The sequence below is a fragment of the Microcoleus sp. PH2017_05_CCC_O_A genome, from assembly GCF_020738785.1.
Lineage (GTDB): Bacteria > Cyanobacteriota > Cyanobacteriia > Cyanobacteriales > Microcoleaceae > Microcoleus.
Genome location: NZ_JAEQCB010000153.1, coordinates 1 through 23,325 on the forward strand (window position 1 = coordinate 1; position 23,325 = coordinate 23,325).

A 23,325-nucleotide genomic window follows, 5' to 3' on the forward strand; every position below is an offset into this window, starting at 1 on the left:
ACGACTCTAAACGGACACAGAGAGAAGGTAAGACCACTTGTGGCACATCTCCGTGAAGTGTCAAGAATCCCCGCGCGTTCACGCCGGGGAGTATGTCAACTGTTAAAGATTTTGCCATAGTAAGCCGTCAAATTTATGGAAGATTGGTCTAAAGATTTTTTTGAAGTCATGGAAAATGCTGTTTCTGAAGTAGAGCATTTTTTCACCGACATCGGCGAAGAGTTTGTCGAAATGCTGGACGTTTTGGCAAAAATTTCGGAAGAGTTTACAGAACAAGTACAAAATAACCTGATTGTTGAAGTTGATGGTTATTTAAATGAATTTGATGGTTATTTAAATGAATTTCTCGAACCAATAATCGAAATTTGCCGGGACTTTGAGCCTGATTTTGATGAGATAGATTCGTCGTTTGTGACTTATGTAGACCCTTCGCCAACGCAGCATCCGGTTTGTCGCGGTTGTATGAACTATCACGGTCAAGTTTACGGCGGAAATTTGTTGGTTTGTGCGATGCACCCTACTGGTGTGGAATCGGATAGTTGTCCTGATTGGGAAACTGACGGCGATGTTAATTTTTAAGAGTTTTTGAGGGTTTAATCGCTTATGCTAACGTCAATTCAGTCTCCGTCCAAGATTTCTCTGGAAGAGTTTTTGGTGCTTCCAGAAACGAAGCCGGCTAGCGAGTATGTTGATGGTCAAATTTATCAAAAAGCTATGCCACAAGGAAAACACAGCACACTGCAAACCCGTTTTGGGAATAGAATTAATCAGGTGGGAGAACCGCAAAAGTTAGCTTTTGCTTTTCCTGAACTGCGCTGCACTTTTGATGGACGTTCTATTGTTCCAGATATAGCAGTATTCGAGTGGTCTCGGATTCCTCTGAATGCTAATGGAAAAATTGAAAATATCTTTCAAATTGCACCGGATTGGATAATTGAGATTTTATCGCCGGATCAAAGTTCCAGTCGCGTAATTAACAAAATTTTGTTTTGTCTCAAAAATCAGACTAAACTGGGGTGGCTGATTGACCCGGAAGAACAATTAGTAATTGTTTTTCAACCGCAGCAGGAACCTGAAATTAAAGAGAATGAAGATGTTTTACCTGTACTCCATGTGCTGTCGGATTTGCAACTGTCCGCGGCAAATTTGTTCGATCTGTTAAGTTTTAATTAGAAATGAGTTACAGTTGAATCAGGATAAAGTTGCATCTAACGGCATTTAAAGGTGAATCACTTAACAGCCAATAATTCGGAATTTGGGTTCCCGAGGATGCCGCCATCGCTGCAATTGCGACAGTATCAGCAACAGGCGGTGGATAATTGGTTTGCAAATCAGGGACGCGGTACGCTGAAGATGGCGACGGGTAGCGGCAAGACGATTACTGCACTGGCGATCGCCACTGAATTATACAATAAAATTAACCTTCAAGTCCTGCTCGTAATTTGCCCGTACTGCCATCTGGTGAATCAGTGGGCGCGCGAATCGGAGAAATTTGGTTTAAAACCTATTTTAGCTTTTGATAGCGCCCGCAGTTGGCAAAAAAAGCTGGCTGCTGGTTTGTATGAAGTGCGATCCTCTTCGAGGGCTTCGCTAACGGGCGATCGCGCATTTCTCACAATTATCACAACTAACGCTACATTAATGTTGGATAGTTTGCGATCGCAAATCCAGTATTTCCCCGAAAAAGCCCTAATTATTGGAGACGAAGTACACAACCTAGGCGCGCCTCGTTTAGGAGAAAGTTTACCGCGCAACATTGGGCTCCGCCTCGCCCTTTCTGCCACCCCAGAAAGACACTTCGACGAACAGGGAACTGAAGCTATCTTAGATTATTTCGGCCCTGTTTTGCAGCCCGAACTCACCTTAGCCGACGCCATCCGCCAAAAAGCATTAGTACATTATTTATACTATCCGATTTTAGTCGAATTGACCGAATCCGAAACCCGCAAATATTCCTACTTAACTAAAAAAATTGGTTGGGCGCTGTCGGGGGAGGAAAAAGTAGAAGAAAACGATGCTTTAACAACCTTATTAATGCAGCGGGCTAGGTTGATTGGGGCGGCGGCTAATAAATTAACAGCGTTGCGAGAACTAATGATGCACCGTCTCGACACATCGCATACATTATTTTACTGCGGCGACGGTGCGATCGAAGCAGGTGCGCGCCGCAGCAATCACCGCCAACTCACAGAAACCACAAAATTATTGGGTTCAGAATTAGGCTATCGAGTTAACACTTATACCGCGGCGACTCCCTTAGCAGAAAGAGAAAGATTGCGCCAACAATTTGAGAGTGGAGAATTGCAAGGTTTAGTCGCGATTCGCTGTTTAGATGAAGGCGTTGATATTCCAGCAATTCGCCATGCTGTAATTTTAGCAAGTAGCAGCAATCCGCGCCAGTTTGTTCAGCGCCGAGGACGAATCTTGCGGCCGCATCCGGGGAAAGAAAGGGCAACTTTATTTGATATGATAGTTTTGCCTCCAGATTTGGGTCGAGAAAGTTTAGAAGTCGAGCGTAACTTGCTGCGAAAAGAGTTAAAGCGCTTCCTGGAATTTGCCGATTTAGCTGACAATGCTGGGGAAGCTAGGGTCAAATTGGTGCAAATTCAAAAACGTTACGGATTGTTGGATATTTGACATTTATTCAGGTTCGGTTTATCTTAAAAAGATATAATTATTCGATCGCGGTTTGAGTTGCTAATTTGATTCGCGGACGCACCCAGACTCCAGAGACCCGGTTTCTTCGTAGATTTTCCGTGAGGGGAGAGCAAAACTCGTAGAAACCGGGTTTCTCGCCATGCAGAACCCCTATATTTTTTAATATTTGCAATAAAATAAGTAAATCCACCTAATTCAACGTCAAATACAGATAACTCAAAAGCAAACTCTATAAGCATTCTTCCTTCTTTCTTCTTCCTTCTTCCTTCTTCCTTCTTCCTTCTTCCTTCTTCCTTCTTCCTTCTTCCTTCTTCCTTCTTCTTATGACTGAAAATATGAATGAAAATCTGGTTATGGCTTTTAGATATGGAGATAGTGCGATCGCACCCGTACCGATCGCTATTTTAGCAGAAAAGCGTTCCAGCTATCATACTGACAAAGACTTGAGCGACGTACAGCAACCAATTACCAGCGCACCGCCGGAAGTCAGACAAATTATCGAGCGCGTATTGGAACTGGAAAAAGATAAACTATATATGAGAGTTCCCCGCTATATTAGCGATGACATTTTGAAAATAATTAAGGAAGCGGTTCTATGAAATTAATGTCAATTGTTCTGTGCAATTTTCGGCAATTTTACGGCCAAACTCCCGAAATTAAGCTAGCTTGGGGCGAACAAAACATCACAGTAATTCATGGCAATAACGGCGCCGGAAAAACAGCTTTAATGAACGGCTTTACTTGGGTGCTGTATGAAAAATTCAGCGCAGCTTTTGCGGTGGGAGAACAATTAGTCAATAAACGCGCCCTTGCGGAAGCCAAATCTGGCAAAAAAGTAGATTGTTGGGTAGAGATTATTTTTGAACATGACACAAGTCGCTATAAAGTAAGACGTGCTTGCCGCGTTTATAAAGGTGAAAATAATGTAGAACATGGCAAGAACGAATTATTCTTGCAAATATCAAAAGATGACGGGCGCTGGATGCCGTCGGCGCAGCATCCAGACGATATTATCGGGCGGATTTTGCCGGAAAGTCTGCATCAATATTTCTTTTTTGATGGAGAACGAATCGAGCAAATTGTCCGTCACGACAAGAAAGAAGAAATTGCTGAAGCTACAAAGGAATTGCTGGGAGTAGAGGTATTGAGTCGATCTATCCGACATTTGGGAGAAGCCAAAAAGTCTCTAGAAAATGATTTAAAAACGATTGGCGGTTCCGAAATCAAGAAACTTTTAAAAGAAAAGCAAAAGCTTCAAGAAGAAAAAGATAAACTTTTACAAAAGCAAGTAGAAGTTGAGAAAGAATTGACCAACCAAGGTGAATTAAAAAAAGTAGTAAATGCTAGTTTGCTGGAACTCAGTGGTTCTGCTGAGTTGCAAAAATTGCGGAATGAATTAGAAATGCAGCAAACTTTGCTTAAACAACAAAATGCTACCCATTTAGATGCTATAAAAAGAGAAATTTCTGTGCGCGGTTATACGATATTTATGTCGGATGTGGCGGCTGAATTTGAAACGCTCATCGCTGATTTGCGGGAAAAAGGCGAGTTGCTTTCGGGGATTCAACGGCCATTTTTGGAACAGTTATTAGTACAGCAGCGGTGTATCTGCGGTGCCCAATTGGTGGAGGGTTCAGAAGCTTGCAAAAATGTCACGGGTTGGATGAATAAAGCCGGTGCTGGGGATGTGGAAGAAACTACGATCCGAATTAGCGATCGCATAAATGAGATCGATCGCCAAATAGCTGATTTTTGGGACGAAATCGATCGCCAACAAAGCAATATCAGTCGCGGTAGATCCGAACTTTCTCGCGTGGAAAGCCAGTTAGACGACATTCACACCAAGCTAAAAAACTTCCCTGACGGCGATGTCAGCCGCTTGCAAAAGCGCTTGGATGAGATTGAGGCAAAAATTGGCGATTTGCACCGAGAAACAGGCTCTAACCAGCAGCAGATTGAGAGTTTGACTGCCCAGATAGTCGCTTTGGACAAGCAAATCGACAAGCAGCAACTGAATGAGGAAAAGCAAGTGTTGGCCCAGCGCCGGATTGCTGCGTCTCAGGATGCGATCGATCGCCTGACAGAAGTGCGATCGCGTTTAGAAAAACAGTTTTGTTCTCATTTAGAAAAGCGAGTGCAAGATATTTTTAGTCAAATTTCTTTTACTCCTTACATCCCCAAATTGAGCGATAAATACGAACTAACCCTAGTAGAAAATACCTCAGGCAAAGAATCTCTAGTCGCCGCTTCGACGGGAGAAAATCAAATCCTCAGTTTGTCATTTATCGGTGGGATTATTGAGGGCGTGCGCGAGTGGAGTCAAAAAAATACTTTGATGGGCCCGGATAGCAGTACCTTTCCCATTGTCATGGATTCTCCCTTTGGCAGTTTAGACGAGATTTATCGCAAACAAATTGCGAATAAACTGCCAAAGCTAGCGAATCAACTCATAGTTTTGGTAACGAAAACTCAGTGGCGCGGAGAAGTAGCCCAAGAGATGGAAAGTGCGATCGGTAAGGAATACGTACTGGAGTACAATTCTCCTAAAGCTGATTGCCAAGAAGATTCAATCTACCTAGGCGGGATGCGCTATGCTTTAGTTAAGCGCAGTCCCGATGAATTTGAATATACAAAAATTGTAGAGGTGGATTATGGCTTTTAGTTCGGCAATTACGCAGGTTTTGGAAACAGATATTTGGGTGAAAGCGACATGGGAAGAGTTTCTAGCCTTCACTGAGGATTCAGCTTGGGAAAAAGGCAAGTTTTATTACGATCGAGAACAAATGAGGGTAGAAATGTCACCAGTAGGGCCATTGCACGCGCGTCATAATTCAATTATCCCGTATGTAGTTATTCTGTTTGCTGCATTGAGAAATATCCGAGTAGTTCAATTTGCTAATGCCAGTTTCCGCAAAACAGGTATTCGTGAGTTTCAACCCGATCTAGCTTACTACATCGGTTCGGATTTGAGGGTTCCTCCTAATGACAGTAATTCACCTGTTAATTTGAATGAATACGATCCGCCTAATTTGGTAATAGAAATTGGCGCATCTTCTTTTAGTGATGATTTGGGTAACAAGCGGTTGCTTTATGAAGACGCAGGAATTAGCGAATATTGGGTTGAACGTGCAAACACGCGGGAGGTTTTTGCCTTTGCAATTAATGGCGGAGGTAGTGGCAGAATTCAACAGTCGCGGGTTTTACCTGGGCTAGAAATCGCGTTAGTTGAGGAAGCTTTGAATCAAAGTCAAACTCAAGATGATGGGGAAATTAATCGCTGGTTGATTCAAAATTTTAGTCAAGGTTGAAGGAAGTTTGATATGGAAAAAAAGTATTATAAGTTGGTGCGCGATCGCATTCCTGACATTATTCGCGAAAGCGGGAATGAATGCGAAACTGCTGTTTTGTCAGATGAAGAATATCGTCAAGCTTTGCGGCAGAAATTGATTGAGGAAGCTGCGGAAGCTGCGGCGGCTGACAAGGATAATTTGGTGGCAGAATTGGCTGATTTGTATGAGGTGATAGATGCACTGATGCTAAGTTATGGCATTTCGGGCGATCGCATTTTAAACGCACAAGCCAAGCGCCGGGAAAACAGGGGCGGTTTTGCACAAAAAATTATGCTGTTACGAACATTCTAAACAGTTGACAGTTGACAGTTGACAGTTGACAGTTGACAGTTGACAATTGATAGTTGACAGTTACCAATTCCAATTACCAAATGGCTGCTAACAGAATTAGAATTGCTAAAGACAAAGCCGAATTAGTTAAATCCTTAACTTTATCCGACAACAAAACCGGGCCTTTCCAGACTTACGCCGATGTCATCGCCTTCGCCGCCTCCTTGGGAAATAAGCGGAAAAAACGATCGCCCTTAGGGGAAATTTCCAAACGCGAACCCGGTTCAATCGATGTTGATATTTTTGTATCCAGGGGCTACGATATGGCAATCAAGCTAATTGCGATCGCCGAAACCAAAAATCCGCAAATTCTCTCCCATCTCGACGAAAAATCAGAAGCAGAACGCTTGCAAATTTTTGAAGAATATGCTAATGGTGGCCTGGAAATTTTGCGAGAAGAATTTCGGGGTGCAGCCGATTATACCGATCGCCTTTTATTGTTCTTAATTTCTGAAAGGGACAATAAACATCGGTCAAATGAAGAATTTGATTTAAGCAAGTTCTTATTCTGAATTAACTATAAATTATGATTCATAGATACTTCAAACAAGCTGTAAGTTTTTTCGCTTACACCTACTCAGCCTTCATTATCTGTTATTTCATTCTCAGACTAATCTTTTGGGATCGGCTGTGGATTGTTGCTTTTATTGGCACTTTCACTCCCTTAATTTTATTGCCAATTTTATTTTTACCCGTACTAGCATTTTCAATTATCAAAAACCGCTGGTTCTCTATTATTTCATCAATTGCCTGCATTCTACTCCTAAGCTGGCTGCACCTCAAATACTTTTCCCCCGAATCAACAACAAGCATCGCCAATTCCCAGCCCAGCCTGAAAATATTATCGCATAACGTCGGTTGGCACGCAACTCAGCCACAAACTTTAGTTAAACTGATAAACCAACAACAACCGAACTTAATATTTTTACAAGAAACCGTTCGCAAACATAGCGCAGCTTTCACTTCGTTAAAAACAGAATATCCCTATCAAATAGACACTCCACCTGTAGCAATTCTCAGTAAATATCCAATTGTATCCAGCGAAATCTTGCACTTAGCCAACCATCCAGAAACGCAGCAGCGGGCAATAATTAAATTTGCAGGGGAAGAGATAGTCATTTACAATATGCAAGCAACCGGGCCGTGGGTTAAAATGTATCAAATATTGCCATCTATCAAAATCCCAGTTTACAAATACAAACAACGTTTTCCCGAAATTCAAGATTTAGTAGAGCGAATTGGGCAAGAAACTTTGCCAGTAATTGTCGCCGGCGATTTTAACATGACAGACGAATCTCAAGACTATGACAGCGTGCAGAAAGTTTTGCAAGATGCTTTCCTCAAATCAGGGTTTGGGTTTGGTTTTACCTGGCCTCACGGTTTCTTTGCGAAAAGAATTAACTTGAACTTAACTTATCCGGTTTGTCGCATTGATTATATTTGGCATTCAAAGCATTGGGGCGCTCAATCGAGTTCCGTTTTACCAGCAACGGAGTCCGATCATTTACCTGTAGCAGCAGAATTAATTTTGTTAAAGTAAGCAAGATTGTGACAAATGTTTTATACTATTAAAATCGAGAGGCACACCCAATGCAAATTACCCTCACCATCCCGATCGCCTAGAACAGCAGCTTCTTGAGAAAGCTAGCCAACTCAACTTACCGATCGAAACCCTGATTTTGCAATCCCTAGGTCAACTGTTTGAAGAAGATGAAGAGGATCTATCTAAAGAAGATATCCTCAACAGCCTCCTGATTGCGATCGCAGGAAGTAGAAGAGGGCAAAGTTCATCCGATCGCAGAACTTTAGGATGGTATTGATGTCTGAACTATCATTATTCAGGTTCTATTGTCAGATCAATTGAGCAACTAGCACATACTTTTAAAAGTATCAATTTAACAAGATTTTACTTTTGAAGCTAGTCAATATCAGTCTGCAATCGCGAGTCCCGAAATTCTAGAAAATTCCTTGACATTGTGGGTAACGAGAGTCCCTTGAAGGGCTACGGCTGTCCCTGCAATCAAAACATCGATGGGGCCGATGGGAGTACCTTGTTGCTCCAACTGGGCGCGAATTATAGCAGCCGCAAGAGCAGCATCGCGATCGAAAGCAATAACGCTAACTCGGCTCAAAAGTTGCTGAAGTTGTTGAGTGCGTTTGGCTGGGGAATTGGATTTAGCAATGCCGACTTGCAACTCAAAAATAACGATCGCAGAAATGACTATTTCCTGAGGAGAAACATTAGCAATGTTTTGAGCAACTTGTCCCTGACCTTTGAAATAGTAGATCAAGGTGTTTGTATCCAAAACGTACATTTACAAACTCTCCCGCAAAATGTCTTGTCCAGATTCAGCACGAATATCCTCGATGGATGGAAAATCTTTTCCCCAAGTTCCAGCCAGGGAAAAAACAAATTCAGCCCAAGGAATCGGAGAGTCTACGGTGTCTGTTTGTTGATTCGCGCTCAAATGCTTAGCACAGACAAATTCAGCGAAAGTGAGGATTTCACTAGCTTGGTCTTTGGGAAGGATTTTGGCGATCGCATAAATCTGTTCAGCGATGGTCATAATCTGGTTCTAGGTAAGGTGCAGATTCAATTATACAAAATCTATTTGCTTCCTGCTTTATCAGTATTCCCTGCTGTGGACTTTTTGGCCAATAAAAATTAGGTAAGTACCTGCGGCAATCCCACCTCTTTTGGATGCACAAACCTGCTATTAAAACTAACAGCTTTATCCTCAAAAGTCCTCGCTTGGGCCACCGCTTGCCGCAAATGAGCCCGATCCATATCGTCCTCAATTCCCGCAACCAAATATACAATTAACTTCGTGGCTAAATCCCTTCCAGAAACTAGCATTCGCTTTTTATTCGGATCGTACAAAATCCCGTACCACGCAGACTCAGGATTCTCCATATAGCTAAATCCTTCATCCACATCATACCTGCGGAGTTTGTCGAAAACAGATGTTAGCGACAATTTCTTTCTAAATACTAGAATTCCCAAAGCATTAGCTAAGGCAATTTGACCGACTGGACGAAACAAAATATTGCCCTCGCCACCAGGCTTCTCAAAACTAAATCGGCGCAATTCTGCTGTTTCTTCGCTGCTTTCAATTCTTTGATAGCTGGGCAAAGTTGCTAAATGATCGAACAATTTATGAAACTCTTCTATTCCCTCTTTCAGTTCCTCATCTTCCGGACGCATGGGAATTAAACCTTTTCTTTCCGGCTTCCAATGGGGGAATTTATGTTCTAAATACCGCCCGGCCATATCTTGCAGCGCTTGCAATGTTGTTAACACTGTTGATTTTGCTGCGACTGTGGCGCTGTCCCAATTAACGCGGGGATTTCTATCATCTTGCTCTTTTAATAAGGGATGGGTGACGGCAATTTTGCGGGCGCAGATGGCAAATCCATTATCTTCGTTCAATAATGCTAGCTGTCCCTGACTCAGAGTTACCGCCATCAGGTTAACGTGCACAAAGATCGATCGCACGCGCCGTTGTGCTTGTTGCCGCGTTTCCCCCGCCACAGCCGCCGGGATAAACTCAATCCCGATTTTTTCGTGCGCTAATTTATACACTGTTTCGGGGTCAATTTGATACTCTTGGGCTAAATCTTCGAGAGTAATTGCATCGCCCACAGGTTTTTTATTTTTGTTGTATCTTTGCAGAATTCCGGTTTTAATTAAACTCATTAAACCTTGAACTCCCATCAGCCGATGCTGTCCGTCTAAGGCAAAAATTGAGACTTTTGGAGATACATCCAACAGCCCTAAATTACCGTTTTTATCAAAGGATATGAATTCAGCGGCGGATTTAGTCGCGACGCCGTTTTCATCCCATTCTTGGGCGTGAGGATTGTCTACCCACGGGGGACAGACTACGACTAAAACTGCGGGGAATTTGTGGGATTTTCGGGCTGCTAAATATTGAGTGAGGGCTGCTTGGCGCGACCAATCTAAGGGGCGCTGAATAATTTCGTCAATGGTTTCGTCGTCGCGGACGATGTTGTTGGTTTGGAGGTCGAATTTTTGCCGGAAAAGCGGCATTTGCGAGGCGAAACGGACGCGGGAGTCTAACCATTCTAGGGTGACTGAACCGATGTAGGCTTCGCTGCTTCCCATCTGGGTTTTTTGTACGAAAATGCGATCGTCTTTTCCTAAATAATTGTCTAATAACAGTGCGATTTCCTGTCTTTCGCGATTTTCTTTTTCCAAAAATTGTTTAGCGAGGTCAGCCGCTGGATTGGTAGTCATAGGGAGTTTTTATATAATTTACGCTGTGTTTCCAAAAATATCATAGGTTAAAATTTATGTCAACTCTTGTTTTTTAAAAAGCATTGTGAAATACTGGAGTTGTTAAGTTATGAGATTCAAGCCGCATATCATAATTTGTGCAAAATGTCAAGACTTTATCTAAGTCGCAGATGAAGAATTGCGATCGCCCAGGGTTGAGATTTATCTCCGGCTTCACAAAAAAATATGTCTACTCCTTCCTTTGAATACATTTTGCCGGCGATCCGGGGAATTCAAGCGGGCCGCGAATATTACGTATCGATGTGTCCGGTGCGTTTTTTGCCGAAATTGTTCCCCTTTGAATCAGAAGATTTGCCACCGGAATTGCGGGCTATTCGCACTCTGAATAAAACTCGGATTCCTGAAATTGCTGACTATTTGGTCAAGAATTATACAAGTTATACTTGTGGGGCAATTGCCGCTTCTATTGATGCGGATATTACTTTTGAAGCTGTCGGAAATGAAGCGGAAGAACGCAAAATCGGTCGCTTGCGAGTGCCGATGGATGCTAAGTTTACTATTAATGACGGACAGCATCGGCGCGCCGCTTTTGAGATGGCTTTGAGGGAAAATCCGCAGTTGGGATATGAGACTGTGGCGCTGATTTTGTATCTTGATATTGGGTTGGAAAATTCGCAGCAAAAGTTTGCCGATTTGAACAATTTTCAAGTTCCTTTGGAGTCGTCGCTAAGTCTACTTTACAACCACCGGGGCGATTCGGCTGTGGTGCTGAAGGCGGTTGTTAAGCAGGTTGAGGTGTTCCGCTGTTTGACGGAGATGGAGAGGGGGAGTTTGAATGGGCGATCGCCCAAATTGTTTGCGCTAAGTGCGATCGATCGTGCTACGATAGCTTTGCTGTCCAACATCCATCGCAGCAAGCAGGCGAAACCCCCTCGTTACCGCGCCACAAAACAGGAAAAACAGGAAGAACTTACTCAGCAAATACAACAGGCGGTTAGTTATTGGAATGTCGTCAGCAGTTTTATTCCAGATTGGCAATTAGTTCTGCACAAGCAGGTTGCGGCGGGGGAAGTACGGCGGAATTGCGTGCACTGTCACAGTGTTGTGCTAGAGAGTTTAGGGGAAGTTGGGGCTGTTTTGCTGGCGGTTTTTCCCAATAATTGGGAGGAACATTTGAGCCTTTTGCAGCAGGTTGATTGGTCGATTTCTAATCCTGATTGGGAGGGAGGAATTTTGGTAAAAGGGGGGATTTCTAAGTCGAGGGCGAGTGTTAGGCGAGGATTGATTGCTGGACGCACTGAGGAGAAAGTCACAAGCCCCTGTTAATCCTTTACTTTCTTCTACGTTGAACGTATTGCCGGAAAAATAACCAATTTTGTTGTTAAAGGTGCGCCGGATTTCGAGTAAAATGGGGGTGATGATTAATTCCGATCGAGCTTTTTCGCTGCTGATACTTGAGGCTAAGTCTAAGGTTTCGTCCAGGGTTTGCTTGAGGCGTTCTGAAGGTGCGATCGGGGTAATTTGGCTGAATAAGTGGGGAATGTCTTCAACGGTTAGATCCAGGGTTGAGACAGCTTGGTCGATCGTTTTGAAGTCACTGTAGGACATATTTAGTTTGCGGGTGGGATGGATTTGAGAACCGGAGATGCACGCGGACAGTGATATAATTATCTCCTGTCTAGGCTATAAAATTATTTTTTAGTCTGCTGACACTGCTTAAGTTGTCTAGTTTCTGCGTTATGGTTTTGCCTACGCTTAACTTTTTGTTGACAATAGTGTAAAATTCAAGTTCGGATTTTATTTAATCCTAACAGGAGGAGAAAATGACTACAGGAGAAGAGTCCGAAAATAAGAATTTAGCATACTATCGCAATTGTTTTTCTCAGATTAAGGTAGGCAAGAATAAACAAGGAGGTAACGCTCTAAATCAGCCAATACTGCTACTGTCTGTAATTGATTTAATTACACAAGGCTTACTTAACGAGAACAATATTACTGTTTCGGATCAATTAATTAACACCTTCAAAAGATACTGGTCTGTATTGAGTTCTGACCGTTTTGAGGAGATTGATTTTGCTATTCCGTTTTTTCATTTAAAAAACAAGAAACCTAAATTTTGGCACGTTAAATTTAGCGAAGAATACACGGGAGGACGCCCTCAAACCATCAACTCTTTAAGAAGAGATGTTGAAGCAGCAAAAATAGATGATGAATTATTTGATTTATTGCGAGACTATAATGCAAAAAAAGAATTAATAGATATACTGATATCTGCCTGGTTTTCCTCAACCCAAAAACAGATAGAAGATGTTTTAATAATAAATCAGTCTCTCCAAGATTCTACCTGGAATGAATTAGAGAGTATTGAATCTAGTGATACAGATGCACAACCAAAGGTGTATTTACGAAAATCTTTGTTTAGAGAGGCTATTTTCCGTAAATCCGTCGTGCATTTGTATGATTACCGATGTGCTTTTTGTCGATTGAAAGTTACACGTTCGCTTAGTCAAAGTATTGTAGATGGCGCACATATCAAGCCATTCTCTGAGTTTTATGATAATAGACCAGATAATGGGCTCTCACTCTGCAAAAATCATCATTGGGCATTCGACCGAGGATGGTTTGCTATAGACGATCGTTATCAAATTATAGTTGCTATTGATTTAGAAGAGGATTCACCACACCCTAGATTAATGATAGAGTTCCACGGAGAACAGATTCTTTTGCCAAGTTCTGAGCAATATTATCCGAGAATAGATGCGATTCAGTGGCATCGTAAAAATGTGTTTACTGTAAAATCAAAAAGGAGTTCTAGAAAATGAATGAATTACAACAGAAATCGCTATTTCCGCAACGCAATATTGGCGATTTAATTGCAGACATAGAAATCTTAAAAAAAGAAATTCAAGAACTTTATTGTCAAGATGAACTCCCACTTGTAATCGGCTGGAGTGGTGGCAAAGATAGTTCCGCAGTCTTGCAGCTTGTATGGTATGCAATAGCAGAACTTCCAATTGAGAAACGTCACAAAAAAATTCATGTTCTTACAAATGATACACTGGTAGAAAACCCTATAGTATCTGCTGGAGTACATAATTCTCTAAAACGGATGAAAGTGGCGGCCCAAGAACAGGGAATGCCAATAGAAACTCACTTAACTTATCCAGCCGTTCAAGATACCTTTTGGGTGTGCTTAATAGGCAAGGGATACCCAGCACCTAGGAACCGATTTAGATGGTGTACGGAACGATTGAAAATACAACCAACAGGTTCTTTTGTTCGTGAAATAATTAGAACTAGCGGTGAAGTGATTCTTGTTCTAGGGACTCGCAAGGCTGAAAGTGCTAAACGCGCTGCAAACATGGCAAAACATAGGGAGTGGCGGGTAAGCGAACGCCTCAATGCTAATCCCACTCGCCCTAACTCTTATATTTACCTTCCCATTGAAGACTGGCGAACAGATGAAGTATGGCTTTACTTGATGCAGTGGGATAATCCTTGGGGAAATAACAATAAAGATTTACTAAGTATGTATCGAGGTGCAACAGCCGACAATGAATGTCCTTTAGTTGTTGATACTTCTACTCCTAGTTGTGGAAATTCTCGCTTTGGCTGCTGGGTTTGCACAATGGTAAGCCAAGATAAATCAATGGAGGCAATGATTCAAAACGATGAGGAAAAAGAATGGATGCAGCCTCTCCTTGATATTCGTAATGAATTAGATATAAAAGACGATCGCCCAAAAAGAGACTTTCGCCGCATCTACGGTAGAGTAGAATTGTTTGAACGCAACATGGGCGACGACACAACCTCCGTCGAACCCATCCCAGGCCCATACACCAAATTCTGGCGAGAACACTGGCTGAGACGAGTCCTGGAAGCACAAACCCACATCCGCAAAACCGCACCCCTAGAAATGCGCGACATCACCTTAATTACCCCGGAAGAACTTAGCGAAATCCGCCGCATTTGGCTGGAACAAAAGCACGAATTTGACGACAGTTTACCCCGCATTTATCAAGAAGTCACCGGGGAAGCGTTTGCAGATTCCCGCCCAGCCGCCGAAAGGAAACTCCTAGGTAGCGACGAATGGACTGCGATCGCAGAAATTTGCAGCGAGGACGAAATGCACCTCGAATTGATGGCAAAACTCCTCGACACAGAACGCCAATACTACACAAAACCCCGCCGTACAGGCATTTACGCGGATTTGGACAAGTGTTTTGAAACCAGTTCGCGATCGAAGGAGGAAGCTATTGGTAACGCCCACTATCAACGCAACTTAAAAACTGCGGTGGAAGCTGTTATAGCAAATCCGACTGAAAACATTCAGCAGGTCAAAAGTGCGATCGCCCAAACCAACATTTCTGCACAATCCGATACCGTCGATATTGCCAAACTCAAACAAGAACTTGAAAGCAGCAGCAATCAAGCGAAGCAGCTATCTTGGGCAGATATCAAATTTTCAACTCCCGATGTAGGAGATAAAAATAGCAAAGATTAAATCTGTCTAATCAAAACTTCCTCTGCGTAGGATGCGTCAGCTAGCATTATTCTGTATCTAATTGATAGCCCAATGGCTGACGCACCTTCTAAACAAATCAGCAACCACCGACAACATCTACAATGCAATTCCTCGAACTCGTCCTCAAAAACTTCGGGCCCTATGCAGGCACCCAAACCATCAATCTCCGCCCCGAAAAAGACGGAAATCCCTGCCCGGTTATCCTATTTGGCGGCATGAACGGCGGCGGAAAAACCACCCTCATGGACGCCATTCGCCTCGCCCTCTACGGCGGTCGCGCCCAATGTTCCACCCGAGGCAATTTAAGCTACAGCGACTTTATTAATCAATGCGTCAACCGCCACACTCCCCCACTAGAAGAAACCCGCGTAGAACTAACATTTGAACAAGTCCAAGATGACCAATTAACTCAATTTAAAATTGTTAGATACTGGAAAAAACCAGATATCAAAGACACCTTAAGCATTCTCATATACAGCGAAATAGTCAAGGATTGGTGGTCGGACAAAGCCATTACCAACACTTGGGACGAATATATCGAAACCCTTTTACCAGTCGGCATATCCAACCTGTTTCTGTTTGACGGCGAACAAGTCAAAGAACTCGCCGAACTCGAAACTCCGCCCGAGTTTGTCGTCGGGGCGATTAAATCTTTGTTGGGTTTAGAATTAGCAGAACGCCTCGCTGTCGATTTAGAAATATTAGCAGGCCGCAAGCGCAAAGAAATTGCTGGCAAAAAAGACTTGGCAGCTTTAGAAAAAATTGAAGCAACTTTTCAGGAAATTAGTAACAAAAAACAATTTGCAACTGAAGAACAAGCCAGCCTGAAAAATAAATTAGAAAAAGCTCAAACAAATCAGCAAAAAGCATCAGACAAATTTATTTATCAAGGCGGAAAAATTGCGGGCGATCGCAGTCAACTAGACAGACAGCTAAACGACTACAGAAATCAAGCAGACAAAACCCGTCTAGCCATGATGGAATTGGCATCAAATATGCTACCGCTAGCGCTTATTTCACCCTTGCTAACCGCTGCAAAAACCCAAGCAGAAACCGAAGCCAGCCAGCAGCAAGCAAAGATTGCCCAAAATGTTATCAAACAAAGAAGCGATCGCCTCCTCAACTATATCGCCGAAATCTCCTTAAATCCCCAACAGCTAGATAAAATTCAAGACTTCATCCGCGAAGAAGATCGAGAACTCGAACAGCAAGCGGCAACCGACGCCCCGCCCTGGATGAACGCCGACAACAGCAATATCCAGCAATTAGAAAACCTCCTCGGCTACCAAATCAAAGCCGAAGAAACTCTCGTGGCCCAACAAATAGCAGAAATCACCCACATCGAAACAGAAATTGACTTCACCGACAGACAACTCGCCGCCGCAGCTTCCCCCGAAGCCTACGAGAAATTAGAAGAAGAAGTCAGGAATGCTCAAAAAGCAGTTGCAATCGCAGCCGCAGCCTTGGAATCCGCAAACAGTCGCATCGCAGAATTAGATAAAGAATTAGCCAAAACCCAGAAACAACTAGAAAGCTACAGTAGTGAATACATTACCATCAGAAACAGCCAACACGTCATCGCTTCGATCGCGAAAGCGCAAAATACCCTTAAACTCTTTAAAGAAAAACTCACCCTCAAAAAACTCAACAAACTCGAAATAGAGATTACCGACTGTTTTCGCTACCTGTTGCACAAAAGCGACCTGGTGCACAGAGTTGCGATCGACACTGACACATTTAGCCTGTCAATTTACGATCCAGAAGGCAAACCGGTACCCAAACACCGACTTTCGGCTGGTGAAAAACAACTGCTGGCGATCGCCTTTTTGTGGGGATTGGCCAGAGTATCCGGGAGACAGTTACCAGTTGCGATCGACACTCCCCTCGGCCGCCTCGACTCATCCCACAGAAACAACCTAGTCGAACGCTATTTTCCCTCAGCCAGCCACCAAGTCATCCTGCTTTCTACCGACACGGAGATTCGGCAAGCAGAATATGATAAGCTGCAAGAATTAGAGGCGATCGCCCACAGCTACCTCCTCAACTATGATTCGACCAAACGGCAAACTACCGTCGAAACTGGTTATTTCTGGGCATAAAAAACCGCGCCAAAATTTTTAGCAACCCCCTTGACTTTTCCGGGGAGTTGCGGTAGTATATATAGGATAATGGGATGGTTGCGAAAATTTTATTTTTGCAACCATCCCATTATGTTAGAATTCATCCTACTAAAAATATAATACCAAAAACCGCTGTATTTATCAAGCCCGCGCCCTGTAAAAATTTGTTAATTTTAGTTTTTTAACTCGGTCAAAAAACGTAAATTTAGAGGCTGAGCTTCCCAAATATTAACACTCTTTACCAGATATCAAACAATTCTCAACTCATGGAACCACCAGTCGATCGCATCTGCCTCTCTCAAACAGCCAAAGACCAACTATCTAAACTCAAACGATCGACTAAAATCGATCGGTGGAACGTCCTGTGCCGGTGGGGATTTTGCCGATCGCTCGCCGAACCCAGCATCCCATCGCCGATACCGATTCCCAGCGACAGCAATGTCGAACTAAGCTGGGATGTCTTTGGCGGCGACATGGCGGACATCCTGATAATTGCTCTCAAGCAGCGGTGTCATCAAGACAATTTGGGCACGGAAAAGGAAACTCTCGCGAAACAGTTTCGCCTGCACTTGCATCGAGGTATTGGCTATTTAGCTGGCGATCCGAATATTAAGAAGATTGAAGATTTGGTGGCGATCGCGCTTTCTCCTGAGAAATTGAGAAATTAAACGAACCGCGAAGGCGCAAAGAACGCGAAGGAAGAAAGAGAAGGGAAGAGTTTACAATTTATTTGGGAGTGCTATCAGTGCCAATGTTTGGCTGTCGCGGCGGAGGATTTTATGGCAAATTACAAATTTGACCTGATAGAATAAGGGTTGGAAGGAAGTAGATGTTTGAAAGTAGTAGTTGAGGAGTTCCATGGGGCTATTGTTAAATTCGATGATTTCACAATAGGGAATTCCGGGCGATCGCAGTTACAGCAAACTGTCACTTCCTGCGCTGACTCGCTTGCCCTCAACGCCCAAAACCCCCAAACCCTCACCAAATCAAACATTCTTGCGATCGCCCTCCCTGTATTCCCAAGCCTAAAAGTAGACAATTTAACAACTGTACCACTAATAAAAACGGTTCGTAGTGAGGACTTTAGTCCGCATAAAGAAGGACTAAAGTCCGAACGATCGAACCTATTTGATTGCGATCTTTCGGGAGCATCTCAGTTTTGCATTTATAGTGCGAGCACGCAAGAGCTCGCGTATGCTACAAATCGCGAGCGGGGACGCTCGCACTATAATAAAAAAAATGCTTTTTGCAAAATTGAGATGCTCCCGATCTTTCTTTTGGGCGATGAGATGACTAATGACTAAGGACTTTTGAGACCAAAAGCGGGAAAAAATGCCCTACTGGGCCTTGACCTTCCCCAATATCTAAAGCATATTTCAGAGCAGTAGTAACATAATTCTTAGCTAATGTCACCGCTGTAAACAAATCTTTACCTAATGCTAGATTAGCAGCGATCGCAGCACTCAACGTGCAACCAGTCCCGTGAGTATTCCCAGTATCAACCGTCTCAGTTTTCAACACATCCAGCCGCGTACCGTCAAACCAAACATCAATTCCCCGCAAATCTCCCGCCATCCCGCCACCTTTGACTAAAACAGCTTTCGCGCCCGATCGATAAATCTCCTGCGCTGCCGATCGCATATCATCTAAAGAAACAATCTCTCTTCCGCTCAAAATCTCAGCCTCAAAGCGATTAGGAGTTACAACAACCGCCAAAGGAATCAAATTATCGCGCAAAAATGCGATCGCCCCGTCGTCAATCAGTCGATCGCCCGATCGGGATACCATCACCGGATCGACAACCAAATTTCCTATATTCCAAGCTTCAACCTGGGAAGCAACTACCGCCATAATTTCCCGGTTTAGCAGCATCCCAGTCTTCGCAGCCTGCACCCCAATATCCCCAACCACCGCCTGGATTTGAGCGGCCACAGCCTCCGCAGACAAAGCATCCACCCGCGTCACACCCAAAGTATTTTGAGCTGTCACGCAAGTCAGAGCACTCGTACCATGCACGCAGTGAAAAGCAAAAGTCCGCAAATCCGCCTGAATCCCGGCCCCGCCACCGCTATCAGATCCAGCCACAGTCAAAGCCACAGGAATCTTAGATTTAATCATCTTTTGTGCAACCGCAGATAAACGCAAACAAACGCAGATAAATTCCATATTATCCGCGTTCATCCGTGTTCATCTGCCATCATCTGCGGTTCAAAATCCCCAACCAAATTAGCTATGATTAAAATCAAGTAAAGAATTATTGCAAATAAATATGAAACTCACCCGCATCGACCTCAACTCCTGGATCTTCCACATCGCAGGCCAAACCATCTTAGTCGATCCCTGGCTGGTCGATCCCCTCGTATTTTACGGTCAACCTTGGCTGTTCACCGCCTACCACAACACGCCCGTCGCCTTTACTCCCAGTACCTTACCGCCGATCGATCTTATCCTAATTTCCCAAGGCTTAGACGACCACTGTCACAGACCAACACTCGAAAAGCTCGATCGCACAATTCCCGCGATCGCCTCACCCACCGCCGCCAAAGTCCTCAGCAGTTTAGGCTACACCAATATCACATCTTTAACAAATTGGCAAGAGTCTACATTTAAAGAAATATTACAAATAACCGCCGTACCCGGAGCCGAAATCCAGCCCGGACAAGAAGAAAACGGCTATTTACTCAAAGATTTAAACAGCGGCGAAACTCTTTATTACGAACCACACCTGCCGCCCTTAGAAAAAGTCAAACAGAAAATAGACACCGTAGACGTAGCAATCGCCCCCGTCATCGGTCAAATCTTCCCCTTCCTCGGACAAATCATCATCGGCCCTGCTGAGGCCCTGAAACTTGCCCAAACCCTAAAACCTCGGTTTTTTGTACCTACAACCACAGGAGATATCCGAGCCACGGGTATTTTACCAATGTTAGTGAAGTCGATCGGCAGCATCCCCGAATTTCGCGATTTACTTGCCAATTCAGGACTCTCCACCCAGCTACTCGAACCCGAACCCGGACAAACCCTAGAGATTTTAGATTTTAGATTTTAGATTTTAGATTTTTTATATTTTAGATAAATCCAAAATACCAAATCCCAGATCTCAATAGATTTTAGATTTTTCAGATTGGAGATTTATCGACAATCCACAATCCACAATCTAAAATCTAAAATCCAAAATCTAAAATCATTTGGTTGGGCGACGGTTTCGCAAAAACTCAGGAATATCCAATCCGAAATCCTGCGGTTTCGTTTTCGCATCCTGCGGCTGTTGAGCAGGAGTCACCGGCACAGTCGCAGCCCGCCAAGGAGCATTAACATTTTGCGCGCGCGAAGCCTGAGACGATGAGATCATTTCCCCCGAAAAACCAGTAGCGATCACAGTAATCTTAATTTCGCCCTGAAGCCGCTCATCAATCACCGCTCCAAAAATAATATTGGCATTCGGATCGACAACTTCATAAATCGTCTCAGCCGCCGCATTAACTTCATGCAGCGTCATATCTGTACCGCCAGTGATGTTAAACACTACACCTCTAGCGCCCTCGATCGAGGAAGCTTCCAGCAAAGGCGAAGAAATCGCCTGCATTGCAGCTTCCCTAGCCCGCGACTTGCCAGATCCCACGCCGATACCCATCAAAGCCGAACCCGCATCCGCCATTACAGCGCGCACGTCAGCAAAGTCAACATTCACCAAACCGGGAATTGTAATGATGTCAGAAATACCCTGAACCCCTTGGCGCAGGATATCGTCAGCAACTCGGAAAGCCTCTTGTACGGGCATTTGTTCCGAAATCACAGACAGCAGCTTGTCGTTAGGAATCACGATCAGCGTATCCACCCGGCTTTGCAAAGCCGCAATTCCTTCCTCAGCTTGGCTGGTGCGCCGCCGTCCCTCAAACGTGAAAGGCCGGGTTACGATGCCCACAGTCAAAGCGCCCATTTCTTTAGCCACTTCCGCGACAATCGGAGCCGCGCCCGTGCCCGTACCGCCACCCATGCCGGCCGTGATAAACACCAAATCGGCGTGATTCAAAGCATTAGCAACTTCGTCGCGAGACTCTTCAGCAGCCTTTTGTCCGATCGCCGGATTGCCGCCCGCGCCCAAACCGCGCGTCAACTTTTGTCCGACTTGCAAGCGTTTCGGAGCATTAGAGAGCACCAGAGCTTGGGAATCCGTATTCACGCACCAAAACTCGACACCAGAAACCTCGCTAGCAATCATCCGGTTAACGGCATTGCCGCCACCACCGCCAACGCCAATTACTTTGATTTTGGCGGCACTGCTGGGCATTATGTCTTTGGGATTGACCATAGGATCGATATCAATACTATCTACATTTACATAACCAGACTTGCGTCTAAACGGATTGGCGGAATCTAAGGCCACCGGAAAATTTTTTACTTCTTCCGAAGGGGGACTGTCTTGGTCAGACCCCTGACTATTATTAAGGTTCATGAGAGTCTGGGATAGTAGATTACAGCTTTTTAACTAAACGCCAATTCACCATCAACTATATGCTAATGTTGCGCGAAAAACTAACACTGGTCGAGGCTCAATGTTAGCAATCTCGGATTTGGCCGCTGTTGCTCGCCCATAGCTTGCATACCCCATCTAGGTGCTTGTGCACAAGGCACTTCTGGGCAAGGCAAAATGAAAAAAATGGATACCAGCCCTTAACGCATCGGATCGAACCCAAAGTTATGAATTTTTTTTCTGATGCGGATCGGTATCAAAAAAGTGTCCTTATTTCCAGTCTTGCGTATTGATGCCCAGATGTAAAAATTCTGATTGTCGATCGACTATACCTTCTCCCGCCTTTCCAAGACACAGGCTCAATTCTGAGCCGGAGTTGGTGCGGGAGTTGAACTCTCCAAACTAGGAGGGGGTTCTGGCAAGTGGACGATCGGGGCAGCAGGATTTTTCAAGTCAATGTAGGCTATTTTGCTTGAATCTAGCTGTTTTGGCAATTGTCGCATTCGGTCTAAAACTTTAAGCTGCTCGATAGTCTTGGAACTGTACGGCCCTAAGTGTACCGTACCGATCTCTGTTTTCAAGATCAAGTTATTTGGGTTTTGCCAATCTATCTCAAACACTTTCACAGTCAAGCCGCTGAGTCCTTGGTAAAACTTCGGCCACGAGGCTCGATACTGTTCCAAAGGCCCGATGACTTTTAAAGTTGGCAAAGAATGCTGGGGCCCGGTTCCCTGAGGGCTGACCGGTGCGATCGAACTATTGTCCGATCGCACAGCAGTATAGCTCTCTGACGGCATCCAGCCTCCGCGAGCATCCAGCCACCCCACCTTGTCCTTGTCGCTAGATTTCAACACCGCAGTCGGCTGTGCCACCGCCACCGGCAGCCTTTCTGACACTTCTATCGTCAAAGAAGGCGGAAACAAGTTGCGAGTCACCTTCGCTTTGGCGATCGGCCCCGTTGACTCCAGCTTTTGGGCCAGGGCCTGCGGTTGAATTCCCCACAGCGACTGCGGGTAAGACAGCGGCACCAAAGAGCGCACCGCCTTGTCCGACAGCCACTGATTGCCCTCCACCTTCACTTGTTCCGATCGAGCAATCAACCAAGCCGGCTGTGCAATCCACCACAGCAAACCCCCGGCGATCGCGCTCGCTGCCAACATTTGCCACATCAGGGCTGCCGATCGAGCGCGACGCTGCCGCCGCAACTCTTCGCGCCTGCGCCCTAACTCTTTTTGAGAAACCACTCCAAAACTAGCCATCTACCTCTTGACAATTTAACTAGACAGACGGGAATTCCCCCACTATACCGTAGTCGGTTAATAGGGGTTGACACTCGAGCGGGCTAAAGCCACGCTCGATTCTGCGGACAAAGCAGGCTTGGGCAATGCCCAAACTCTAACTCTCGCTGGGAGTCGTCAAGCACCGTCTATTCAGTCGGTCAAGGTTTACACCTAACTTACTGACTACTTTGATAGAGTCGAGGGAATAATTACTCATTCCCCCTCTCCTTCAATTAGAGTCGATGCCTGTGTTACCACAGGACACCTCTCCTTCAGAACGCGGACGTGCAGCTTTCACTGCATCCGGCTCCTAGTCTGACACCTAATAAG

24 protein-coding genes are annotated in these 23,325 nt (G+C 44.5%); 18 read left to right on the forward strand and 6 right to left on the reverse strand.

From position 1 onward, the window contains the following. Positions 1-135: 135 nt before the first annotated feature. From JGK20_RS27320 to JGK20_RS27365, 10 genes are all read left to right on the forward strand, one after another. Entirely contained in the window at positions 136-579 is a 444-nt protein-coding gene (locus tag JGK20_RS27320) for a hypothetical protein (RefSeq protein ID WP_293179265.1), read from the forward strand. A 24-nt stretch (positions 580-603) separates the two neighbouring features. Next, on the forward strand, positions 604-1,173 hold the full coding sequence (locus JGK20_RS27325; protein ID WP_293179267.1) for a Uma2 family endonuclease: 570 nt from the start codon (positions 604-606) through the stop codon (positions 1,171-1,173). Positions 1,174-1,269: 96 nt separating this feature from the next. Further along, positions 1,270-2,637, forward strand: coding sequence for a DNA phosphorothioation system restriction enzyme (locus JGK20_RS27330; RefSeq protein ID WP_293190666.1), 1,368 nt, complete (start codon positions 1,270-1,272; stop codon positions 2,635-2,637). Between the two features lie 374 nt (positions 2,638-3,011). Further along, positions 3,012-3,257: a hypothetical protein gene (locus JGK20_RS27335; protein WP_293179270.1), complete on the forward strand. Its 246-nt coding sequence runs from the start codon at positions 3,012-3,014 to the stop codon at positions 3,255-3,257. After that, positions 3,254-5,320, forward strand: coding sequence for an AAA family ATPase (locus JGK20_RS27340; RefSeq protein WP_293179273.1), 2,067 nt, complete (start codon positions 3,254-3,256; stop codon positions 5,318-5,320). Before JGK20_RS27335 ends, JGK20_RS27340 begins: the two co-directional genes overlap by 4 nt. Next, positions 5,310-5,966: a Uma2 family endonuclease gene (locus tag JGK20_RS27345; protein ID WP_293210154.1), complete on the forward strand. Its 657-nt coding sequence runs from the start codon at positions 5,310-5,312 to the stop codon at positions 5,964-5,966. The genes JGK20_RS27340 and JGK20_RS27345 overlap by 11 nt, the downstream gene beginning before the upstream one ends. Positions 5,967-5,978: 12 nt before the next feature. Further along, positions 5,979-6,299, forward strand: coding sequence for a nucleoside triphosphate pyrophosphohydrolase (locus JGK20_RS27350; RefSeq protein ID WP_293232810.1), 321 nt, complete (start codon positions 5,979-5,981; stop codon positions 6,297-6,299). A gap of 80 nt (positions 6,300-6,379) precedes the next feature. Beyond that, positions 6,380-6,850 carry a DNA phosphorothioation-associated protein 4 gene (locus JGK20_RS27355; protein ID WP_293179324.1) on the forward strand — a complete coding sequence of 157 codons (471 nt, stop codon included), beginning with the start codon at positions 6,380-6,382 and terminating at the stop codon, positions 6,848-6,850. A 14-nt stretch (positions 6,851-6,864) separates the two neighbouring features. Further along, positions 6,865-7,878, forward strand: a complete 1,014-nt coding sequence (locus JGK20_RS27360) for an endonuclease/exonuclease/phosphatase family protein (protein WP_293179282.1) — start codon at positions 6,865-6,867, stop codon at positions 7,876-7,878. Between the two features lie 139 nt (positions 7,879-8,017). Next, positions 8,018-8,158, forward strand: a complete 141-nt coding sequence (locus tag JGK20_RS27365) for a hypothetical protein (RefSeq protein ID WP_293179285.1) — start codon at positions 8,018-8,020, stop codon at positions 8,156-8,158. A 108-nt stretch (positions 8,159-8,266) separates the two neighbouring features. On the opposite strand, the gene JGK20_RS27370 is transcribed toward JGK20_RS27365, so the two are convergent. The 3 genes from JGK20_RS27370 to JGK20_RS27380 form a co-directional block, all read right to left on the reverse strand. Continuing rightward, positions 8,267-8,653, reverse strand: a complete 387-nt coding sequence (locus JGK20_RS27370) for a type II toxin-antitoxin system VapC family toxin (protein ID WP_293210152.1) — start codon at positions 8,651-8,653, stop codon at positions 8,267-8,269. Further along, on the reverse strand, positions 8,654-8,905 hold the full coding sequence (locus JGK20_RS27375) for a DUF2281 domain-containing protein (RefSeq protein ID WP_293190650.1): 252 nt from the start codon (positions 8,903-8,905) through the stop codon (positions 8,654-8,656). Between the two features lie 98 nt (positions 8,906-9,003). Further along, complete coding sequence (locus JGK20_RS27380; RefSeq protein WP_293190651.1) at positions 9,004-10,596, reverse strand: DGQHR domain-containing protein; 1,593 nt, start codon at positions 10,594-10,596, stop codon at positions 9,004-9,006. Positions 10,597-10,821: 225 nt separating this feature from the next. On the opposite strand from JGK20_RS27380, the gene dndB reads away from it, so the two are divergent. From dndB to JGK20_RS27415, 7 genes are all read left to right on the forward strand, one after another. Further along, positions 10,822-11,922 carry a DNA sulfur modification protein DndB gene (gene dndB, locus JGK20_RS27385; protein ID WP_293232812.1) on the forward strand — a complete coding sequence of 367 codons (1,101 nt, stop codon included), beginning with the start codon at positions 10,822-10,824 and terminating at the stop codon, positions 11,920-11,922. A 49-nt stretch (positions 11,923-11,971) separates the two neighbouring features. After that, positions 11,972-12,199, forward strand: a complete 228-nt coding sequence (locus tag JGK20_RS27390; protein ID WP_293232814.1) for a hypothetical protein — start codon at positions 11,972-11,974, stop codon at positions 12,197-12,199. A gap of 220 nt (positions 12,200-12,419) precedes the next feature. Next, on the forward strand, positions 12,420-13,418 hold the full coding sequence (locus JGK20_RS27395; RefSeq protein WP_293232816.1) for an HNH endonuclease: 999 nt from the start codon (positions 12,420-12,422) through the stop codon (positions 13,416-13,418). Further along, a complete protein-coding gene (gene dndC / locus JGK20_RS27400; RefSeq protein ID WP_293232818.1) occupies positions 13,415-15,100 on the forward strand; it encodes a DNA phosphorothioation system sulfurtransferase DndC in 1,686 nt (561 codons plus the stop codon). The genes JGK20_RS27395 and dndC overlap by 4 nt, the downstream gene beginning before the upstream one ends. Positions 15,101-15,222: 122 nt before the next feature. After that, positions 15,223-17,220: a DNA sulfur modification protein DndD gene (gene dndD / locus JGK20_RS27405; protein WP_293179303.1), complete on the forward strand. Its 1,998-nt coding sequence runs from the start codon at positions 15,223-15,225 to the stop codon at positions 17,218-17,220. Positions 17,221-17,507: 287 nt separating this feature from the next. Further along, positions 17,508-17,909, forward strand: a complete 402-nt coding sequence (gene dndE / locus JGK20_RS27410; protein WP_293232820.1) for a DNA sulfur modification protein DndE — start codon at positions 17,508-17,510, stop codon at positions 17,907-17,909. Between the two features lie 165 nt (positions 17,910-18,074). Further along, positions 18,075-18,545 (forward strand): hypothetical protein, encoded by a 471-nt coding sequence (locus JGK20_RS27415; RefSeq protein ID WP_293232822.1) that lies wholly within the window; start codon positions 18,075-18,077, stop codon positions 18,543-18,545. Here the strand turns inward: JGK20_RS27415 and thiD are convergent. Continuing rightward, positions 18,535-19,359, reverse strand: coding sequence for a bifunctional hydroxymethylpyrimidine kinase/phosphomethylpyrimidine kinase (gene thiD / locus JGK20_RS27420; protein ID WP_293179326.1), 825 nt, complete (start codon positions 19,357-19,359; stop codon positions 18,535-18,537). The two genes, JGK20_RS27415 and thiD, sit on opposite strands and share 11 nt — an antisense overlap. 151 nt (positions 19,360-19,510) lie before the next feature. On the opposite strand from thiD, the gene JGK20_RS27425 reads away from it, so the two are divergent. After that, positions 19,511-20,290, forward strand: a complete 780-nt coding sequence (locus JGK20_RS27425) for an MBL fold metallo-hydrolase (protein ID WP_293190660.1) — start codon at positions 19,511-19,513, stop codon at positions 20,288-20,290. Positions 20,291-20,425: 135 nt separating this feature from the next. Here JGK20_RS27425 and ftsZ read toward each other — a convergent pair whose 3' ends face one another. Both ftsZ and JGK20_RS27435 read right to left on the reverse strand, forming a co-directional pair. Continuing rightward, on the reverse strand, positions 20,426-21,697 hold the full coding sequence (gene ftsZ / locus JGK20_RS27430; protein WP_293190662.1) for a cell division protein FtsZ: 1,272 nt from the start codon (positions 21,695-21,697) through the stop codon (positions 20,426-20,428). Positions 21,698-22,074: 377 nt separating this feature from the next. Further along, positions 22,075-22,974, reverse strand: coding sequence for an FtsQ-type POTRA domain-containing protein (locus tag JGK20_RS27435; RefSeq protein ID WP_293179315.1), 900 nt, complete (start codon positions 22,972-22,974; stop codon positions 22,075-22,077). Between the last annotated feature and the right edge of the window lie 351 nt (positions 22,975-23,325).

What these genes read in the sequence shown, in the direction of transcription:
- JGK20_RS27320 (WP_293179265.1), top strand. Translation starts at nt 136, where the DNA reads ATGGAAGATTGGTCTAAAGATTTTTTTGAAGTCATGGAAAATGCTGTT.
- JGK20_RS27325 (WP_293179267.1), top strand. Translation starts at nt 604, where the DNA reads ATGCTAACGTCAATTCAGTCTCCGTCCAAGATTTCTCTGGAAGAGTTT.
- JGK20_RS27330 (WP_293190666.1), top strand. Translation starts at nt 1,270, where the DNA reads ATGCCGCCATCGCTGCAATTGCGACAGTATCAGCAACAGGCGGTGGAT.
- JGK20_RS27335 (WP_293179270.1), top strand. Translation starts at nt 3,012, where the DNA reads ATGGCTTTTAGATATGGAGATAGTGCGATCGCACCCGTACCGATCGCT.
- JGK20_RS27340 (WP_293179273.1), top strand. Translation starts at nt 3,254, where the DNA reads ATGAAATTAATGTCAATTGTTCTGTGCAATTTTCGGCAATTTTACGGC.
- JGK20_RS27345 (WP_293210154.1), top strand. Translation starts at nt 5,310, where the DNA reads ATGGCTTTTAGTTCGGCAATTACGCAGGTTTTGGAAACAGATATTTGG.
- JGK20_RS27350 (WP_293232810.1), top strand. Translation starts at nt 5,979, where the DNA reads ATGGAAAAAAAGTATTATAAGTTGGTGCGCGATCGCATTCCTGACATT.
- JGK20_RS27355 (WP_293179324.1), top strand. Translation starts at nt 6,380, where the DNA reads ATGGCTGCTAACAGAATTAGAATTGCTAAAGACAAAGCCGAATTAGTT.
- JGK20_RS27360 (WP_293179282.1), top strand. Translation starts at nt 6,865, where the DNA reads ATGATTCATAGATACTTCAAACAAGCTGTAAGTTTTTTCGCTTACACC.
- JGK20_RS27370 (WP_293210152.1), bottom strand. Translation starts at nt 8,653, where the DNA reads ATGTACGTTTTGGATACAAACACCTTGATCTACTATTTCAAAGGTCAG.
- JGK20_RS27375 (WP_293190650.1), bottom strand. Translation starts at nt 8,905, where the DNA reads ATGACCATCGCTGAACAGATTTATGCGATCGCCAAAATCCTTCCCAAA.
- JGK20_RS27380 (WP_293190651.1), bottom strand. Translation starts at nt 10,596, where the DNA reads ATGACTACCAATCCAGCGGCTGACCTCGCTAAACAATTTTTGGAAAAA.
- dndB (WP_293232812.1), top strand. Translation starts at nt 10,822, where the DNA reads ATGTCTACTCCTTCCTTTGAATACATTTTGCCGGCGATCCGGGGAATT.
- JGK20_RS27395 (WP_293232816.1), top strand. Translation starts at nt 12,420, where the DNA reads ATGACTACAGGAGAAGAGTCCGAAAATAAGAATTTAGCATACTATCGC.
- dndC (WP_293232818.1), top strand. Translation starts at nt 13,415, where the DNA reads ATGAATGAATTACAACAGAAATCGCTATTTCCGCAACGCAATATTGGC.
- dndD (WP_293179303.1), top strand. Translation starts at nt 15,223, where the DNA reads ATGCAATTCCTCGAACTCGTCCTCAAAAACTTCGGGCCCTATGCAGGC.
- dndE (WP_293232820.1), top strand. Translation starts at nt 17,508, where the DNA reads ATGGAACCACCAGTCGATCGCATCTGCCTCTCTCAAACAGCCAAAGAC.
- thiD (WP_293179326.1), bottom strand. Translation starts at nt 19,359, where the DNA reads ATGATTAAATCTAAGATTCCTGTGGCTTTGACTGTGGCTGGATCTGAT.
- JGK20_RS27425 (WP_293190660.1), top strand. Translation starts at nt 19,511, where the DNA reads ATGAAACTCACCCGCATCGACCTCAACTCCTGGATCTTCCACATCGCA.
- ftsZ (WP_293190662.1), bottom strand. Translation starts at nt 21,697, where the DNA reads ATGAACCTTAATAATAGTCAGGGGTCTGACCAAGACAGTCCCCCTTCG.
- JGK20_RS27435 (WP_293179315.1), bottom strand. Translation starts at nt 22,974, where the DNA reads ATGGCTAGTTTTGGAGTGGTTTCTCAAAAAGAGTTAGGGCGCAGGCGC.